This window comes from Micromonospora sp. NPDC048909, from assembly GCF_040649635.1.
In the GTDB taxonomy this organism is placed as follows: domain Bacteria; phylum Actinomycetota; class Actinomycetes; order Mycobacteriales; family Micromonosporaceae; genus Micromonospora.
In genome coordinates, this window is sequence record NZ_JBEZFU010000001.1 from 1011814 (window position 1) to 1028324 (window position 16511).

At 74.7% G+C, this 16511-nt stretch carries 13 protein-coding genes; 6 read left to right on the forward strand and 7 right to left on the reverse strand.

Annotated elements, in window-relative coordinates:
- The first annotated feature begins 32 nt into the window (after nt 1-32).
- Nucleotides 33-1115 carry an adenosine deaminase gene (locus AB0C04_RS04920; RefSeq protein WP_357048361.1) on the forward strand — a complete coding sequence of 361 codons (1083 nt, stop codon included), beginning with the start codon at nt 33-35 and terminating at the stop codon, nt 1113-1115.
- On the opposite strand, the gene AB0C04_RS04925 is transcribed toward AB0C04_RS04920, so the two are convergent.
- Nucleotides 1091-1411: a hypothetical protein gene (locus AB0C04_RS04925; protein WP_350867436.1), complete on the reverse strand. Its 321-nt coding sequence runs from the start codon at nt 1409-1411 to the stop codon at nt 1091-1093. The two genes, AB0C04_RS04920 and AB0C04_RS04925, sit on opposite strands and share 25 nt — an antisense overlap.
- 502 nt (nt 1412-1913) lie before the next feature.
- Here AB0C04_RS04925 and AB0C04_RS04930 point away from each other — a divergent pair.
- The 4 genes from AB0C04_RS04930 to AB0C04_RS04945 all read left to right on the forward strand — a co-directional run bounded on the left by AB0C04_RS04930 (nt 1914) and on the right by AB0C04_RS04945 (nt 7027).
- Entirely contained in the window at nt 1914-5558 is a 3645-nt protein-coding gene (locus AB0C04_RS04930; protein WP_357048366.1) for a nitrate- and nitrite sensing domain-containing protein, read from the forward strand.
- The gene (locus tag AB0C04_RS04935; RefSeq protein ID WP_030329023.1) at nt 5555-5959 is read left to right on the forward strand and encodes a roadblock/LC7 domain-containing protein; all 405 of its coding nucleotides are present in this window, start codon (nt 5555-5557) and stop codon (nt 5957-5959) included. The genes AB0C04_RS04930 and AB0C04_RS04935 overlap by 4 nt, the downstream gene beginning before the upstream one ends.
- A gap of 95 nt (nt 5960-6054) precedes the next feature.
- Entirely contained in the window at nt 6055-6432 is a 378-nt protein-coding gene (locus AB0C04_RS04940) for a DUF742 domain-containing protein (protein ID WP_350868772.1), read from the forward strand.
- A 1-nt stretch (nt 6433) separates the two neighbouring features.
- Nucleotides 6434-7027 carry an ATP/GTP-binding protein gene (locus AB0C04_RS04945; protein ID WP_350867432.1) on the forward strand — a complete coding sequence of 198 codons (594 nt, stop codon included), beginning with the start codon at nt 6434-6436 and terminating at the stop codon, nt 7025-7027.
- 337 nt (nt 7028-7364) lie between these two features.
- On the opposite strand, the gene AB0C04_RS04950 is transcribed toward AB0C04_RS04945, so the two are convergent.
- Together AB0C04_RS04950 and AB0C04_RS04955 are read right to left on the reverse strand one after the other, a co-directional pair.
- Nucleotides 7365-9785 (reverse strand): transposase, encoded by a 2421-nt coding sequence (locus tag AB0C04_RS04950; protein WP_357049133.1) that lies wholly within the window; start codon nt 9783-9785, stop codon nt 7365-7367.
- A 39-nt stretch (nt 9786-9824) separates the two neighbouring features.
- Nucleotides 9825-10766 (reverse strand): DNA primase, encoded by a 942-nt coding sequence (locus AB0C04_RS04955; RefSeq protein WP_357048371.1) that lies wholly within the window; start codon nt 10764-10766, stop codon nt 9825-9827.
- 117 nt (nt 10767-10883) lie between these two features.
- Here AB0C04_RS04955 and AB0C04_RS04960 point away from each other — a divergent pair, with 117 nt between their 5' ends.
- Nucleotides 10884-11222 carry a helix-turn-helix transcriptional regulator gene (locus AB0C04_RS04960; protein WP_357048374.1) on the forward strand — a complete coding sequence of 113 codons (339 nt, stop codon included), beginning with the start codon at nt 10884-10886 and terminating at the stop codon, nt 11220-11222.
- Between the two features lie 14 nt (nt 11223-11236).
- On the opposite strand, the gene AB0C04_RS04965 is transcribed toward AB0C04_RS04960, so the two are convergent.
- The 4 genes from AB0C04_RS04965 to AB0C04_RS04980 form a co-directional block, all read right to left on the reverse strand.
- Nucleotides 11237-11911, reverse strand: coding sequence for a permease prefix domain 1-containing protein (locus tag AB0C04_RS04965; RefSeq protein ID WP_357048377.1), 675 nt, complete (start codon nt 11909-11911; stop codon nt 11237-11239).
- A 68-nt stretch (nt 11912-11979) separates the two neighbouring features.
- Nucleotides 11980-13827 carry a thiol reductant ABC exporter subunit CydC gene (cydC, locus tag AB0C04_RS04970; protein WP_357048381.1) on the reverse strand — a complete coding sequence of 616 codons (1848 nt, stop codon included), beginning with the start codon at nt 13825-13827 and terminating at the stop codon, nt 11980-11982.
- Nucleotides 13824-15500 (reverse strand): thiol reductant ABC exporter subunit CydD, encoded by a 1677-nt coding sequence (gene cydD, locus AB0C04_RS04975; RefSeq protein WP_357048384.1) that lies wholly within the window; start codon nt 15498-15500, stop codon nt 13824-13826. Before cydD ends, cydC begins: the two co-directional genes overlap by 4 nt.
- On the reverse strand, nt 15497-16504 hold the full coding sequence (locus tag AB0C04_RS04980; protein WP_357048387.1) for a cytochrome d ubiquinol oxidase subunit II: 1008 nt from the start codon (nt 16502-16504) through the stop codon (nt 15497-15499). The genes cydD and AB0C04_RS04980 overlap by 4 nt, the downstream gene beginning before the upstream one ends.
- Nucleotides 16505-16511 lie beyond the last annotated feature (7 nt).

Below are 16511 nucleotides of genomic sequence, written 5' to 3' on the forward strand. Positions count from 1 at the left end.
CGGTCGCGCCCGCGGCTGACTAGGGTCTGAGCATGGTCGCGACTATCCGGTACGAGGACATCGTCAAGGTCCCGAAGGCGCTGCTGCACGATCACCTGGACGGCGGCCTGCGGCCGGCGACGATCGTCGAGCTGGCCGCGGAGGTGGGGCACGAGCTGCCCACGGCCGACGCCGAGGCGCTCGGGGCCTGGTTCGTCGAGGCGGCTGCCTCCGGGTCGCTGGAGCGTTACCTGGAGACGTTCGCGCACACCGTCGCCGTGATGCAGACCGCGCCCGCGCTGCGCCGGGTCGCCCGCGAGTGCGCGCTCGACCTGGCCGCCGACGGGGTGGTCTACGCCGAGGTGCGCTTCGCCCCGGAGCAGCACCTGGAGCGGGACCTCAGCCTCGACGAGGTGGTCGAGGCGGTGCTCGTCGGCTTCGCCGAGGGCAGTGCCCAGGCCGCCGCGGCCGGCACCCCGATCCGGGTCGGCACGCTGCTCACCGCGATGAGGCACGCCGCCCGCTCGCAGGAGATCGCCGAGCTGGCCGTGCGGCACCGGGACGCCGGCGTGGTGGGCTTCGACATCGCCGGCGCGGAGGCGGGCTTCCCGCCGACCCGGCACCTGGACGCCTTCGAGTACCTCCAGCGGGAGAACTTCCACTTCACCATCCACGCCGGCGAGGCGTTCGGGCTGCCGTCGATCTGGCAGGCCATCCAGTGGTGCGGCGCGGACCGGCTCGGCCACGGGGTACGGATCGTGGACGACATCACCACCGGGCCCGAGCCGGTGCTCGGCCGGCTGGCCGCGTACGTCCGGGACAAGCGGATCCCGCTGGAGCTCTGCCCGTCGTCGAACGTGCAGACCGGTGCCGCGGCCTCGATCTCCGAGCATCCGATCGGGCTGCTGCGCGATCTGCGCTTCCGGGTGACGGTGAACACCGACAACCGGTTGATGAGCGGCACGTCGATGTCCCGCGAGATGGCGCTGCTGGTAGACGCCTTCGGCTACGGCTGGGCCGAACTGCGGTGGCTCACCATCAACGCGATGAAGAGCGCCTTCATCCCGTTCGACGAGCGGCTGCGGATCATCGACGAGGTGATCAAGCCGGCCTACGCGGAGCTGCTGCTCGACTGATCGGCGCGCTGCGGGTGGCCGGCGAGCAGGCTGGCCACCTGGCGCAGCACCTCTCGGCCCCGGGCCGCCTCGGCGCCCAGCCCGGTCTGCCGGCGCAGCACCGCCGGCTCGGCACGCAACAGCGCCAACCCCCGGCGGAGCAGCACCCGGGGCCCCTTGCGCTGCTCGGCCAGGTCGCGGCTGAGCCGGCGGAGGAAGGTGGCGCCGCGCGGCCGGCGCAGGGCGTACGCCCCGGCGAGCAGCCCGCGCCGTTGGCACTCCGCGACAATCTCGGCGGCGAAAATCCCTTCGGCCACAAAAAGTGGCGATCCGGCTATGTCAAATGCCCGGGTGGCCACCCGGCGGTCCGCGCCTATCGCATAAACCGGCACTTCCGCCCGACCCTCCCGGGCCAGCTTGGCAATGGTTTCCACGGCCGCCTCGGCGTCCCAGGACAGTGGTGACTCCCAGTCCACCTGACCGCTTTGGCGCGGCAACGTAGGGTCATCGCCCTCCTTGTAGAAGTCGTCCAAGCAGAGCACCGGAAGGCCGGTTCGTTGGGCTATGTACGACTTTCCAGAGCCGGAAGGGCCGGCGAGCAGGACGACGCGGTGCGGGTGTCTCATTACCTTTAGTAACTCCGGCCAGACGGTCTGCTATCAAATTGCATCAACATCTCATCACACCATCGGCGGGTACCAACCTGGGCTTTCTCTTTGCGAGGCGGCGTGATGGAATCTCGGGGGTCCGACCCGCCGGGTCGGTCGCTGGGCGTTGCCCGGGGCAACGCGCTGAAGCTGTAATCGCGAGGGCGGTGACGTGAGCAAACGGCCAAAGACGGCGGGCTCCTTCCTGTCGCGGCTGGGCCGGCCGGCCAGCCGGCTCCGGGACATGCCGATCTGGTCCAAGCTCGGTCTCATCATGATCGTGCCGACCATCGCCACGGTTGTGGTGGGCACCAGTGGTCTGGTCGACCACCTGGAGACGCTCAACAATGCCAACCGGGCAGGCGACCTGGCCAACCTCTCCGGCTATGCGGGTGATCTGATCGACACCCTGCAGGACGAGCGGACCACCGCGGTGCTGCTGCTGGTCGCGCCCCAGGGGCAGGCGAAGGCGCAGTACGAGGAGGCCTACCGGCGGGTCAACTCCCGGGTGGACCAGTCGAAGGGGCCCTACCTCTCCCAGCGGTCGTCGATCGACGATCTGCCGGGCAGCCTCGAGACCCTGCTGGACCAGATCGACCAAAGCCTCACCGATCTGCCGGGCACCCGCAGCCAGGTCTACAACAACAAGCTCACGCCGGTCGACGCGACCCAGTCGTACGAGTCGGTGATCACCAACCTGCTCGCCATCCGCGACTCGGCCACCCAGCTCGCCGGCGACAACGACCTGAGCGACCGGATGCGGGCCGCCGCCGCCGTGGCGCGGGAGAAGGAGTTCCTCTCCCTGCGCCGGGTGGTGGTACACCGGGCGTTGGCGCAGAAGCAGCTGACCCCGACGCTGCGTAAGGACTACATCGCCAGCGGCACCGGCTCGGACCAGGCCGTGCAGAGCTTCAAGGCGGTGGCGAGCCCGGACGAGGCTCGGTTCCACGACCAGACCATCGCCGGTGGCGACCGGCGGGAGGCCGAGACCTACACCGGCTGGCTCGACGGCAACACCTCCGGCAGCATGGCCGGCGCCCCGTTCGGGCCCGACCAGTGGGACTCCGCCATGGTCGCGAACGCCAAGCTGATCCGTACGGTGGAGTCGCGGCTCGACGGCGACGTGGTCACCCGGGCCGACGAGATCCGCTCCGACGTGCAGCGGCAGGTGTTCCTGGAGACCGGCCTGCTGCTCGTCATGCTGCTGCTGGCCATCCTCTTCGCCTACCTCGTCGCCCGCTCGATGGCCCGGTCGCTGCGCGACCTGCGCCAGGGCGCCCTCTCCGTGGCCCAGTACGGCCTCCCGCAGGCCGTGGCCCGACTGCGTGACCCGCAGGTCACCGGCCAGCTCTCCCCGGCGCAGCTGGCCAACCAGATCGCCGAGCCGCTGCCGGTGCGCAGCAAGGACGAGTTCGGCCAGGTGACCGAGGCGTTCAACGCCGTCCACCTGGAAGCCGTCCGCACCGCCGCCGAGCAGGCGGCGCTGCGCGCCTCCGTCGCGACGATGTTCGTCAACCTCGCCCGCCGCTCGCAGATCCTGGTCGACCGCCTGATCGGGCACCTCGACCGGCTGGAGCGCGGCGAGGAGGACCCGGACCGGCTGGCCGAGCTGTTCCAGCTCGACCACCTGGCCACCCGGATGCGGCGCAACGACGAGAACCTGCTGGTGCTCGCCGGTGCCGACTCCACCCGTGTCCAGCGGGAGCCGGCCGCGCTGATCGACGTGCTGCGCGCCGCCCAGTCCGAGGTCGAGCACTACACCCGGATCGAGTTCGGCGTGATCGACCGGGACATCGAGGTCGCCGCCCACGCGGTCAACGACCTGGTGCACCTGGTCGCCGAGCTCTTCGACAACGCCACCGCCTTCTCGCCGCCGGACTCCCAGGTGATGGTCGAGGCCCGTCGGGTCGGCGACCGTGCCTCGCTCTACGTCGAGGACCGCGGCATCGGGATCAGCGGCGACCAGCTGCACGAGCTCAACGAGCGGCTGGCCACGCCGCCGCAGGTGGACGTGGCCGTCTCCCGGATGATGGGCCTGGTCGTGGTCGCCCGACTGGCGGCCCGGCACGGCGTCCGGGTCGAGCTGCGCCCCGGCTCCGACCGGGGGACCGTCGCCGACGTGACGCTGCCCACCTCGGTCCTGGTGCCTCGTGCGCTCGCCGGGCGGGCGCAGGGCGCCCCGGCGCTGCCCGCCTCCGCCGGCGGCCCGCCGCCCACGGCCAGCCCCACGCCGTCCTTCGGCGCGTTGCCCGCGTTGGGCGCTCGACAGAGCGAGTCCGGCAACCAGGTGACCCTCGGCGGTCGCCCGTTCGACCCGGCGTCGCGCAACGGCGCGGGCACCCCGGCAGCAGCCGGCTCGGTCCCCGCCATGCCGGCCTGGTCGGACCTCACCGGTGCGGCCGGCGCCAACGCGGCCAGCCCGTTCACCCCGCGTAACGCCAACGGCCAGCCGATCGACCCGCTGCCGCAGCGGCGCAACAACGGTGAGGCCGAGCCGGCCACCGGCCAGCAGCCGAACATCCCGCGGCAGCTGCCGAGCAGCCCGGAGGCCGGGTCCTACTCGCCGCCGCCGGTCTCCGCGCCGCCGCTGCCGCCGATCTCGGGCGGTCCGGTCTCCGGCTCGCCGGTCTCGGCGCAACCGTTCTCGGGTCCGCCGGTCTCCGTGTCGCCGTACGCCGGTCCGCCGACGTCCGCCTCGCCCTACGCCGGCCCGCCGACCTCGGCGTCGCCGTACGCCGGCCCGCCGGTCTCGGCGCAGCCCTACTCGGCGCCGCCGGTCTCCGCGCAGCCGTACTCCGGGCAGCCCTACTCGGGGCAGCCGTACTCGGCCCCGCCGGCCGGGCAGCCCTACTCGGCCCCGCCGGCCGGGCAGCCCTACTCCGCGCCGCCGGCGAACCAGCTGCCGTCGCGGCCGGCCTCGAGCGCCGCAGCGCCGCCGGTCTGGCCGCCGGTCGCCGGTGCCGAACGGGACGCCGCGACGCCCCCGGTGCCCGAGCGCCTCGCCGCGGCCCTGGACATGACCACCGAGCTGCCGCGGGTGCCGCGGCCCGGTACCGAGAGCCAGCCGTCGGCCGCGCCGACGCCGGCTCCCGCGCCGGCCGCGCCGCAGGCGCAGAGCCGACCCACGCCGCCCCCGCAGGCCCAGAACCGGCAGCGTTACGCGGACGAGACGATGGAGCTGCCGATCTTCCGGGAGCTCGAGTCGGCCTGGTTCCGTACCGCTCGGCGGGGGTCGGAGGAGTCGGCGAAACCCGCACAGCCGGCGGCGGCGAACGGCGCCACGACGCAGCAGTTCGCCGCAGTGGACGACACCGGCCGGGCCGTCCAGAAGACACCACCCGGGACGACAGGTAACGCACCGATGGCAGAGACTCCGACGGCCGGAGGGGCGCCACGGGGGAACGGCTCGACCGCGAACGGGGGCAGCCGGCCCACGATCGCCGAGAGCCTGCCCACCCGCCGGCCCCAGCAGCAGAGCAACGGCTGGCAGACCGCTGCCGACGACGGGTGGCGGGCCGCCACGGCGGCCACCGACGTGCCGGTGCAGACCACCACGACGACGGGTCTGCCGAAGCGCACGCCGATGGCACAGTTGGTGCCGGGTGCGGTGGAAAAGCCCGCCGCAGCCGTCCAGCGGCGTACGCCGGAGGGTGTACGCGGCCTGCTCTCGGCCTACCACCGGGGTGTGCAGCGTGGACGTAGCAACCCCGCGGAGAGCAACCCGACCAGCCCGGAGGCGACTCCGGGAGGGCAGCAATCCTCGCAGTCTGGCTCAGGCCCAGTGGCCGGGAGCGGGCAGAAGGAGCAAGAAGGATGACTACTACGCAGGATCTCGGTTGGCTCCTCGCCAACTTCGCCGACCGGGTACCCGGTGTCGCGCACGCGGTCGCGGTCTCCGCGGACGGCCTGCTCCTCGCGTCGTCAAGGGATCTCCCGCGTGACCGGGCCGACCAGTTGGCGGCCATCTCGTCCGGCCTGGTCAGCCTGACCCAGGGCGCGGCCCGCTGCTTCGAGGGAGGCGCGGTGTTGCAGACGGTCGTGGAGATGGACAATGGCTTCCTGTTCCTGATGTCCATCTCGGACGGCTCGTCGTTCGCGGTGCTCGCCGCGCGCAGCAGCGACGTCGGGCAGGTCGGCTACGAGATGGCGTTGCTCGTCGACCGGGTGGGCGACGCGCTGACCCCGCAGCCGCGAGCGGCTGCGGGAATGCTGGGCTGACGCCCTGCTGACCAAGGTCGGCTGGGCAGTAGCGACGACAAGACGGGCTCCACCGGATGGAGCCGGTGCCGGGTACGAGGGAGGTGAGCGGCGACATGTCCGATCGTGACGAACCGACAGGAGCGTTGGTCCGTCCATACGCCGTCACCCGTGGTCGTACCCGCCCCCGACTCGACATCGCGCTGGAGGCGCTCGTCGAGACGACGGTGCGCGGCCGGGCCGCTGCCAACGGCAGCATCGGCCAGGGCCGCGAACACCAGTACATCGCCGCGCTGTGTGACGGACGCGTGCAGTCGCTCGCCGAGATCGCGGCGCGGATGCAGCTCCCGCTTGGTGTGGCCCGGGTGCTCATCGCCGACATGGCGACGGACGGCCTGGTCGCGGTCCACGAGCCGACCATCCTGGACGACTCGAACGACGCGGTGGGCACTGAACTGCTGGAGAGGGTGCTGAGTGGACTTCGCAGGCTCTGACATGTCGCACCGCCCGCCGAGCCCGAGCGGGCGCGTGACGTCGGCGAAGATCGTTATTGCCGGTGGATTCGGCGTCGGCAAGACGACGCTGGTCGGCTCGGTATCGGAGATCACGCCGCTGACCACCGAGGCCATCATGACCTCTGCCGGCGTGGGTGTCGACGACAACCGGCAGGTGCCGGGAAAGTCGACGACCACGGTGGCCATGGACTTCGGCCGCATCACGATCGACCGTGACCTGATCCTGTACCTGTTCGGTACGCCGGGTCAGACCCGGTTCTGGTTCATGTGGGACGAATTGGTGCGCGGGGCGATCGGTGCGGTCGTGCTGGTGGACACCCGCCGGCTGGCCGACTGCTTCGCGGCGATCGACTTCTTCGAGCACCGGCGGCTGCCGTACCTGGTGGCCATCAACTGCTTCGACGGGATGCAGTACCACGACCCGCAGGACGTCCGGGACGCGTTGGCGATCTCGAGCGACGTGCCGGTGGTGGCCTGTGACGCCCGAAACCGGGAGTCGACGAAGCACGTGCTGATCTCGCTGGTCGAGTACGTGCTCACCATGCGTCGTACCCGCGCGGTCGCGCCCGCCTGACAGGCCCGTCGACACGCCCGGTGCGGCTTCGGCTGCCACCGGGCGTTTGTCGCTGTCCGGGCGCGCCCCGACGCCGCCGCACGCCCGCCAGCCGGCGCGCCCGCCCGGGTGCCTGCCGGCTGGCGACGCCCGGGGCGGGATGGCCATGCCGCGGCGGTGCCGCCGGTGTGCCCGTGCCGTGGACTGAGCGCGCCCGGCGGCCACACCGACGCCAGCGGCCGGCAGGGCGGGCCGTACCGCCGCGAGCGTCCACCCAGAGCCGAGAGCCCCTGCCGCCGCCCGGTGTGCAATCCACCGGGGGCGTACAGGGGCTCAGGGGCAGGTCGGGTCGCCGGGGTCAGGAACGGTAACCGGCGGAGCGGTACTCGTACTCCCGGTCGTCGTCGCGGTCACCGTGGTCGCGGCTGAAGTCCCAGCCACCCGCGGCCTCCCGCCCGGGGCGGCCGCCCACCGCGAAACCGCCGATCTCCTGCCCACGGCGCCAGCCGCGGAAGTAGCCGGTGGTGTTCTCGGCAAGGCTCGCGGCGTCCCGCACGATCCGCAGCGGGCGCTCCTCCCGTAGCGGCGAACCGGGCACCAGGTTGGCCTGCGGCACCCGCTTGGGCAGCCCGGCCGTGGTCTCCGCACCGACCGCCGGGCGGGCGGCCTGCTCGGCCGCCTGCCAGCCGGCGTCGGAGGTGGTCGACCAGTCCAGGTCCACCTCGTCGACGTGCCCGACGAACCACGCGGACTTCGCCTGCGCGAAGATCAGCAGGTCGCCGTCGCCACCCTCGTCCGCCACCGGCGGCGGCCGGTGCTCCACCGGCGGTGGCCGGTGCTCGGCCGGGGGCGATCGGTGCTCGACCGGGGGCGGCGGGCGGTGCTCGGCCGCCGGGCGTTCGACCGGCGGACGTTCGGCGCGGCTCGGGAGCCGACCATTGCGGCCGGCGTCCGACCGGTCGACCAGCCGCAGCGGTGGCGTCTCCAGCTGCGGGTCGGCCGGCGGGTTGGCACCCTCGCGCAGCGCCCGGTCGGCCAGCGGCGGCGGCTCGACGAGCCGCAGCATCGGCGGTTCCTGCGGCAGGTCGTCGGCGAGCCACGGCGGGGTGACCCGCCCCTCGCCCGTCCCCGGGTCGGTCGGCGCGTCCACGCCGCGTCCGTAGGAGTAGGCGACCGGGTTGTTCGCCGAACTGTCGGCCGGGTCCTCCGGGTTGTTGACCAGCGGCCAGTTGGCCCGCGATCCGGGCGCGGCGGACTCCTGGTCGGGCCGGGGCGTGGGCACCGGGACGCTCAGGTCGGTGGCGCTGAACCCGCCCGTGGGGGGCGGTGGCGCCGCGCCGTTCGTCTTCGGCCTGGGCGGGATGACCGTGCGCTGCCGCTCGGCACGAGCGTTGTTGATCGCCGCGGTGGTCAGGGTGGGCCGGAAGGGCTCACCCGCCTCGGCGGGCGGCACATTGCCCCGCTGCGCGGGCGCGATCGGGGTGATCCCGGGCGGCGGCGGTGGCGGCGCGGAGACCGGGCGGTTGGTGGGTCCGTCGATCCGGCTCGGGGTCGGCTCGGCCCGCCCGGGCGGGGCGGACACCGGCGGACCGGCCATCGCGGCCGGCGCCACCGGCGCCGGTGCGACCGGCGGCGGAGTGACCGGCGCGGGTGCCACCGGCGGCGGCCCGAGCGGTCGCGGCGTGAGCGGAGGGTTGCCGCCGGAGACGGGCTCCGGACGACTGCGGCGGCCGCCGCCGGCGGGCAGCGGCTCGGCGCTCGCCGGCCGGACCGCCCGCAGGCCGGTGCCGGTGTTCGCCAGATTGGCCAGCTCTTCCACCGGCTCACCGCGCCGGGCGGCGGCCCGGCGGCCGGGCGCCGGTGCGGGCGTGGTGACCCGGGAGCTGAGCGCGCCCACCAGCGCGTCGCAGCCCGCGTCGCAGGCGCGGACCGAGGCGACCGCCTGCCGGACGGTCTCCGCAACGGCGGAGGTGAGCGCCCGGTTCACGGTGGCCCGGCGAGGGGTCTCGGAGATGGCGACCCGCAGTGCGGTGATCGCCTCGTCGATCTCGTCGGCGTCTGCGACGCCGTCGGCGGCGAGGTGCGCGGCGATGGCGTCTGCGGCGACCGGGGTCTCCCGGCCGCGGGTGGCGCCGCCACCGAGCATCCCCGGCTCCGGCAGCGCGTCGAGCACGGCCAGTGGGATCGGCTCGGCCGGGTCGGGGTATGCGCGCAGCGCCGCCGGGTAGAGCTCGCGGAGCACCTCGCGCAGCGCGACGGCGGCGGAGTGCCGCCCGCTGGCCAGCGCGGCGTGTGCGGAGAGCACCTGCTTGTAGCCGGCGAGGTCCCGGGGCGCGGGCAGGGTGACCGCGGAGAGCGCACCGGCCTGCAGGGCGCGGGCCAGGCCGACGGCCCGTCGCTCGGCCGGCGGCGACTGCATCTCCTCCAGCGAGTCGTCGTCGGCGAACCGCTCGGCGAAGTCGTCCACCGAGTCGTCGTCGGCGATCGCCAGCGGGCGCCCGGCCGCGCTGAGCAGCGAGGTCACCGTGTGGTCGTCGCTGTCGGCGGCGATCGCCGCACCGCTCGGCCCGCCTGACCGCTCCACGAGCAGCGCGACCAGCTGGGCGTAACCCGCCGGTTCGTCGCCGATCTCGCAGACATGCAGCAGACGGCCTGCGTCATCGACCACAGCAGACGTCAGCGTCGAGCCGGCCGAGGCCGGTCGGTCGGCCGGATCCGCCGAGGCTAGACCGCAGTACACGCGCACGAGCGCCACGGCGTCGTCCTCCTCCCGGGACAGGTCTTTCCTCTGCCAGAGACTGATGCTCCCCGGTACGGGTCAGTCGCGCCAGTCCACGACCGCAGAGATCTTGCCGACAATGGTGCGCCAACCGAGACTTGCGGTTTGTGCCCCGATTTTCTTCAGCCGCCGCCGACCCCGGAAAGCGCCGATCCCGCCGTTGACGGTGGCCCGCAGCGCCTCGTCCAGATCGTCGAGGCTGGAGCCGGCCGAGAGCATGTCGAGCACGGCGGGTAGCCGCAGCGCGTACGACAGGTCACGGGCGACCTCGCCGGCCTCGATCAGGAGCGTCGGATCCCACGTGTCGTGCCCGCCGCGGAGGTTCTCCACCACCAGGTCGAGCTCGTAGGTGTCCTCGTCCAGCGGCGCGATGTGGGCCGGTTCCACCCGTTCGGACAGTTCCCGCCAGCTGTCCAGTTGGGACAGATCGTTGGGCGCACCGGATCGGACGAAACTGACCAACGACTCCGGGGTCTTGAAGAGCAACAGCCGGCCCCGGTGGGTGAGGAAGACCGGCACCTCCTCGTCGTCCGCCTCCTCGGCGGCCTCCTCCTCGGAGTCGGCGTCCTCGTCGGAGTCGGCGGTCTCCCGGCGGCGCTTGGCGTCCTCGTCGCTCTCGGCGAACTCCTCGGCCAGCTCCTCGTCGAGGATCACGACGGTCTCGTCGTCCTCGTCCTCCTCCTCGAGCACCTGGCGGCGGGCGAGGAAAGGGTCGTCCTGGTCGCGCTCGGTGACGTCGGTCGGGGTCAGCTCCCCGGCCGGCCGGTACGCCCGCAGGGTGAAGCCGGTGCCGGCGGGCAGGGCGATCTCCACCGGGTCGATGCCGACCTCGTCCCAGAGCGAGCGGTCGACCGCGACCGACGGGTCGTCGGTCTCGGCTTCCTCCGGCTCGGTGGTGTCGTCGAGCTCGGGCTCGTCGGCGTCGGGCCGTTGAGGCGACTGGCGGGCCACGCTGACCTCCGTGTGCTTCGGGCTGCCCACCCGCCGACGTCTCCGACGACGAGTGACTCTGGGCACATACCCTAGTGGGCCGCTCCGGAACACCTGAGCCCGCACCCCGGTGGCGGTCCGGCCGCCGGACAAGTAGCGTAGCTACGTATGAAGGCCCAGGCGTTGCACGGACACCTCGACGCCCTGCTCCTCGCCGTGCTCGAGGCGGGGTCGCTGCACGGCTACGCCATCATCGAGGCGTTGCGGGCCCGCAGCGACGGCAACCTCGACCTGCCGACCGGCACCATCTATCCCGCGCTGCGCCGACTGGAACGGGCCGGACACGTGGCCAGCACCTGGAGCACCGTCAACGGCCGCGAGCGGCGGACGTACCAGCTCACCGACGGCGGGCGTCGGGCGCTGGCCGGCGAGCGGGCGGGCTGGCGCGAGTTCAGCTCCACCGTCGGCCGCTTCCTCGACCCGGACGTTCCACCCACCCCCGCCTGAGCCGCCCGGCGGGCTCAGCGGGCGGCGAGCAGCCAGCCACGCGCGGCCCGGCCCACCCAGATGTAGCCGGCGCCCGCCAGCACCATGCCGACGATCATCGGCGGCCAGCTGAGCGCCGCGTCCCAGAGCCCGATCGACCAGCCGAAGAGCGCCGCCCCGGCGAGCACACCGAGCCCGAGCAGACCCGTCAGGCCGGTGCCGACCAGCCGGGCGAGGACGGCGGGGCCGGGCCGTGCCGAGCGGGCCGTCACCGTGACCAGCAGGAGCCCGACGACCGCGACGGCGAGCGCGACCAGCCAGATGCCGCTCACCGACCGGGAGAGCAGGAGATAGCCGGCCGGCGGGTGCGGACCGTCACTGCTCCAGCTCGACCCGCGCCAGGTGAGGTCTCCGGCGACGGCCAGGGTCGCCGCGAACGCGAGCACCCGCAGCGACAGCCCGCGCAGCGCCGCCACCGCAAGTTCGGCCTGCCACGCCGGCAGGAGCTGCGCCGGGCTGCCGAACTCGGCCACCGCCCGCCGCTCGGCCTCCGCCGCCGGCAGCCCGCCGGCCCGGTACGCCTCGACGGCGTCCTGCAACCCGTGCCGGGCCTCGGTGAGCAGGTCGGACTTGAGCCGGGCCGGCCCGTGCAGGCGGGCGGCCAACTCCCGCAGGTGGCCCTCCACCGAGACGTCGTCGCAGCGCAGCATGGCCCCACCCTGCCACGCCGGGCGGCCGGCCGTCGTCCGGGAGAACCCTGGACCGACCCGGAGACCGGTCAGGGCGCCAGGGCCAGGTAGCCGCGCTCCGCCGCCTCCTGGATGAGCCACTGGTCCCGGTACCAGCCGGGGCTGGCGATCAGGGCGGCGTGCCGGCCCCGCTGCACCACGTGGCCGGCGTCGAGGACCACGATCTCGTCCAGCCCGGCCAGCCCGCTGAGCCGGTGGCTGATCAGCAGCACCGAGTGCCCCGCCGGGGTCGCGGCCAGCACCGAGGCGAGCACGGCGTCGGCGGCGGCCGGGTCCAGCCCTTCGGTCGGTTCGTCGAGCACCAGCACGGCCGGCGCGGCCAGCAGCGCGCGGGCCAGGGCCAACCGCTGGCGCTGCCCGCCGGAGAGCTGCCCGCCCTCCTCGCCGACCACGGTGTCCCAGCCGGCGGGCTGTGCCCGTACCCAGTCCAGCAGCCCGGCCGCCGCGGTCGCGGCGGCCAGTTCGTCCTCGCCGGCGCCCGGTCGGCCGAGCAGCAGGTTCTCCCGGACCGAGGCGTGGAAGACGTACGCCTCGGCGAGCAGCCCGCCGACCGCGCGGGGCAGCTCGTCCTCGGAGTAGGTCGCCAGGTCCCGCCCGTCCACGATGACCCGACCGGACGCGGGGCGCACCGCGCCGGTCAGGACGGCGGCCAGGGTGCTCTTGCCCGCACCGCTCGGGCCGACCACCGCGACCCGGCGGCCGGCGGGCAGGTCGAGGCTGAGCCGGTCGAGCGCCGGCACGGCGCCGGTGCGGTACCGGACGGTCACCTCGTCGAAGCGCACGTCGTGCGGTCCAACCACGGGCGAGGCCGGCTGCGCCCGCCCGTCCTCGGGTCGGGCCGGCCCGCCCGTCGGCGATGTGGCCGGCGTCGGGCCGGCGGGTGCGGAGTCGACGTCACCGAGCAGGGCGGCGACCCGGGCCAGTCCGGCCCGGAGCTGGGTCCACTGCCGGGCCGCCCCGACCAGCGCCAGCGTGATCTCGACCGCGGCGAGCGTGCCGACGGCCAGGACGCCGACCAGCACGCCGGGCACCTCCGCGGCCAACGCGACCAGCACCACCGCGCCGGCGGTGAGGCCGGCGACGAGGGTGCCGGCCGCGTCCACCGCGAAGCCGGCGGCGGCGAGCCGGCGCTCCAGTCGGGCCAGCCGCTGGGCGCGCCCGGTCGCCGCGCGCAGCGCGGAGTCGGTGGCCCCGAACGCGGCGAGGTCGGCGGCGCCGTGGGTCAGGTCGATCGCGTCGGCGGCCAGCGCCCCGCGCAGTGGCGCCAGTTCGTCGGCGCTGCGCCGGGTCAGCGCGGTGGCCAGTGCGGGCAGTGCCACCCCGGCGACCAGCAGTCCCACGGCGAGCGCGCCGGCGGCGGGCGGCGAGATCAGCGCGGCCCCGCCCACCGCGAGCACGCTGACCAGCACCGCCGCCGAGGCCGGGACGAGCACCCGCAGCAGCAGGTCCTGGACCGCCTCGACGTCGGAGACCAGGCGACTCAGCGCGTCGCCGGTGCGGGGCGGGGCAGCCTGCCGCGCGGCGAGGCTGGCGAAGACCCGGGCCCGGACGTCGGTGATCATCCGGAGCACGGCGTCGTGCCCGGCCAACCGTTCGGTGTAGCGGAACACGCCACGGCTGATCGCCAGGGCCCGGACGGCGACGATGGCCACCGTCAGCCGGTCCAGCGGCGGCCGCCCGGCGGCGCTCATCAGCAGCCAGGTCGCGGTCGCCATCAGGGCCAGCCCGGCGAGTTCGGTGGCGGCGGCGAGCAACCCGGCGCCGACCAGCCGGTTCAGGTACGGCCGGGCCAGCCGCAGCACGGTCCGCTCGGCCCGGCCGGACCCGCCCGGCCCGGTCGGTGGCGGTGCGGAGTCGGATCGCGGCGCGTCGGTCATCGGGTCGCCTTCCCGGTGGGCGCCGGGGTCAGCTCGGTGACCCGGCCGTCCTCGATCCGCAGGATCCGGTCGGCGTCGTCGAGCAGCGCCGGGCGGTGCGCGACCAGCAGTGCGGTGCGGCCGGTGACCAGCCGCCGGGTCGCGGCGAGCACCACCGCCTCCGAGGCGCTGTCCAGCCGGGCGGTCGGCTCGTCGAGCAGCACCACCGGGGCGTCCCGGAGGAAGGCCCGGGCCAGCGCGACCCGCTGCCGCTGCCCGCTGGAGAGGCCGTGCCCCCGCTCGCCGAGCATCGTGCCCAGCCCGTCGGGCAGCCCGGCGACCACCTCGTCGAGGGCCGCGCCGTGCACGGCCCCGGCGAGCGTCTCGGCGGGGGTGTCGGCGGCGCCGAGCCGGATGTTGTCGGCCAGCGAGGCGGCGAAGAGGTGCGCGCGCTGCGGCACCCAGGCCAGCTGCCGGCGCCACGCGTCGGGGTCGGCGTCGGCCAGGTCGACTCCGCCGACGGTCACCCGCCCGCTGGTCGGGGTGACGAAGCCGAGCAGCAGCCCGAGCAGGGTGCTCTTGCCCGCCCCGCTCGGACCGATGATCGCGATCCGCTCGCCGGGCCGGATGGTCAGCGTCACGTCGCGCAGCGCGGTGGTCCGCTCGTACGCCACGGTCACCGACTCGAACCGGATCTCGCCCCTCCCGTCCGGGACGAGGCGCGCAGCCGGCCCGCCCGGGGCCGGCGCCCCGGTCTGCACCTCGAACGCGTCGTTCAGCGCGCTGAGCCCCTCCATGCTGGCGTGGAAACGGCTGCCGGCCGCTCGCAGCGGCAGGTACGCCTCCGGGGTGAGCAGCAGCACCAGGAGCGCGGTCTGCAGGGCGAGCCCGCCGCCGAGCAGCCGGATGCCGACCGGCACCGCCACCAGGGCCACCGAGAGGGTGGCGACCAGCTCCAGCACCAGGGCGGAGAGGAAGGCGATGCGCAGCGTCTTCATGGTGGCGGCCCGGTGCCCGTCGGCCATCCGGCGGACCACGTCGACCTGCGCTCGGGCCCGGCCGAAGGCCCGCAGCGTGGGCAGCCCGGCGACCATGTCCAGGAAGTGCCCGCCGAGCAGGGAGAGTCGCCGCCACTGCCGCTCGGTGGCGGCCTGCGCCTGCCAGCCGAGCAGCGCCCCGAAGATCGGGATCAGCGGCAGGGTCAGCGCGATGATCACCGCCGAACTCCAGTCGGCCAGGCCGATCCGGGCCAGCACGGCCACCGGGACGGTGACGCTGAGCACGAGCTGGGGCAGGTAGCCGGTGAAGTAGGCGTCCAACGCGTCCAGCCCACGCCCGGCCAGGGTGGCGAGCTGCCCGGCCCGCTGCCCGGCGACCCACCCTGGCCCGTGCCGGCCGACCGCGCCGAGCAGGTCCGTGCGCAGCGCGGCCTTGACCGTCGCGGCCACCCGGGCGGCCACCGTGCCCTGCGCCCAGACGAGCAGCGCCCGGGCGGCGACGGTGGCCACGAAGCCGCCCAGGGCGGGGCGGTCCAGCCGGCCGCCGAACGCGGTGGCGAGCAGCATGGCCAGGGCGGTGGCCTGCGCGACGACCAGCGCCGCGGCGGCCACGCCGAGGAGTGCGAGCAGGGCGAGGTCGCGGCGGGCCGCGGGGACCCGACGCAGCAGACGTGGGTCGAAGGGGCGGCGGTTCACCAGTACACCGGTGCCCTGCCGTCCGTCCGTCCCCGGAACACCCACCAACACATCAGCTGGAAGCCTAGTAGGGCCGGCAGGAGCGGTAGCGCCAGCCAGCCCAGCAGGCGCAGGGTGGGTGCGCTGGCCGCCGCGTCGGCCACGGTCAGTGACGCGCCCGGATCGGTGGTGGAGACCAGCACGTAGGGCCAGAGGGTGGCGCCGACCAGGGCCACCGGCAGGGCCAGGGTCACCGCGGTGGCGGCGAAGGCCAGCCCGGGCCGCCGTCGCGCGAGCGCCGCGCGGGCCACCAGCAGCGCCGCGACCAGCAGCACCGGCAGCAGTACGCCGGCCAGCGGTCGTTGCGCGGTGGCGCGTACCCGCTCGGAGAGCAGCCCGGCGACGGTCGCCAAGCCGATCGCGGCGAGCGCCACCGGGATCAGCCGGCGGGCCAGCCGGCCGACCACGAGCGCGTCCGCTTCCGGCAGCCGGAGGGTGAGGAAGGTCGCACCGTGCAGCGCGATCAGGGCGAGCACGGCCAGCCCGGCCGCGGCGACGAACGGGGTGAAGACGTGGGTCAGCCCGGCGACGTGCCCGTCGCTGTGCAGCGGTACGCCCTGGAGCAGCCCGGCCAGCACGGCGCCCCAGCCGAGCGCGGCGAGCGCGCTGCCGGCGACGACCACCCGGTCCCACCCGTTGCGGGCCCGCTGACCGGTGGGGCGGCTGCGCAGCTGCACCCCGGCGGTCACCAGGATCACCCCGGCGAGCGCGCCGAGCACCGCCGGGTAGAACCCGGCGAGCAGTTCCCCCTCGAGCAGCGGGAAGGCGCCGAAGAGGATGCCGACGGCGGCCACCAGCCAGACCTCGTTGCCGAGGAAGAACGGACCGACGGCGTTGAGCGCCGCCCGGCGGCGGCCGGGGTCGGTCTCGCGGGCGAGCAGCAGGCCGACGCCGTAGTCGTAGCCGCCGAGCACCAGGTAGCTGGCGAAGAAGAGGCCGAGCAGGGCGTACCAGGCGAGTTCCATGGTCGGC

Excerpts from the sequence above, each read along its gene's own strand:
- AB0C04_RS04920 (WP_357048361.1), top strand. The coding sequence starts at position 33 with ATGGTCGCGACTATCCGGTACGAGGACATCGTCAAGGTCCCGAAGGCG.
- AB0C04_RS04935 (WP_030329023.1), top strand. The coding sequence starts at position 5,555 with ATGACTACTACGCAGGATCTCGGTTGGCTCCTCGCCAACTTCGCCGAC.
- AB0C04_RS04940 (WP_350868772.1), top strand. The coding sequence starts at position 6,055 with ATGTCCGATCGTGACGAACCGACAGGAGCGTTGGTCCGTCCATACGCC.
- AB0C04_RS04945 (WP_350867432.1), top strand. The coding sequence starts at position 6,434 with ATGTCGCACCGCCCGCCGAGCCCGAGCGGGCGCGTGACGTCGGCGAAG.
- AB0C04_RS04960 (WP_357048374.1), top strand. The coding sequence starts at position 10,884 with ATGAAGGCCCAGGCGTTGCACGGACACCTCGACGCCCTGCTCCTCGCC.
- AB0C04_RS04965 (WP_357048377.1), bottom strand. The coding sequence starts at position 11,911 with ATGCTGCGCTGCGACGACGTCTCGGTGGAGGGCCACCTGCGGGAGTTG.
- cydC (WP_357048381.1), bottom strand. The coding sequence starts at position 13,827 with ATGACCGACGCGCCGCGATCCGACTCCGCACCGCCACCGACCGGGCCG.
- AB0C04_RS04980 (WP_357048387.1), bottom strand. The coding sequence starts at position 16,504 with ATGGAACTCGCCTGGTACGCCCTGCTCGGCCTCTTCTTCGCCAGCTAC.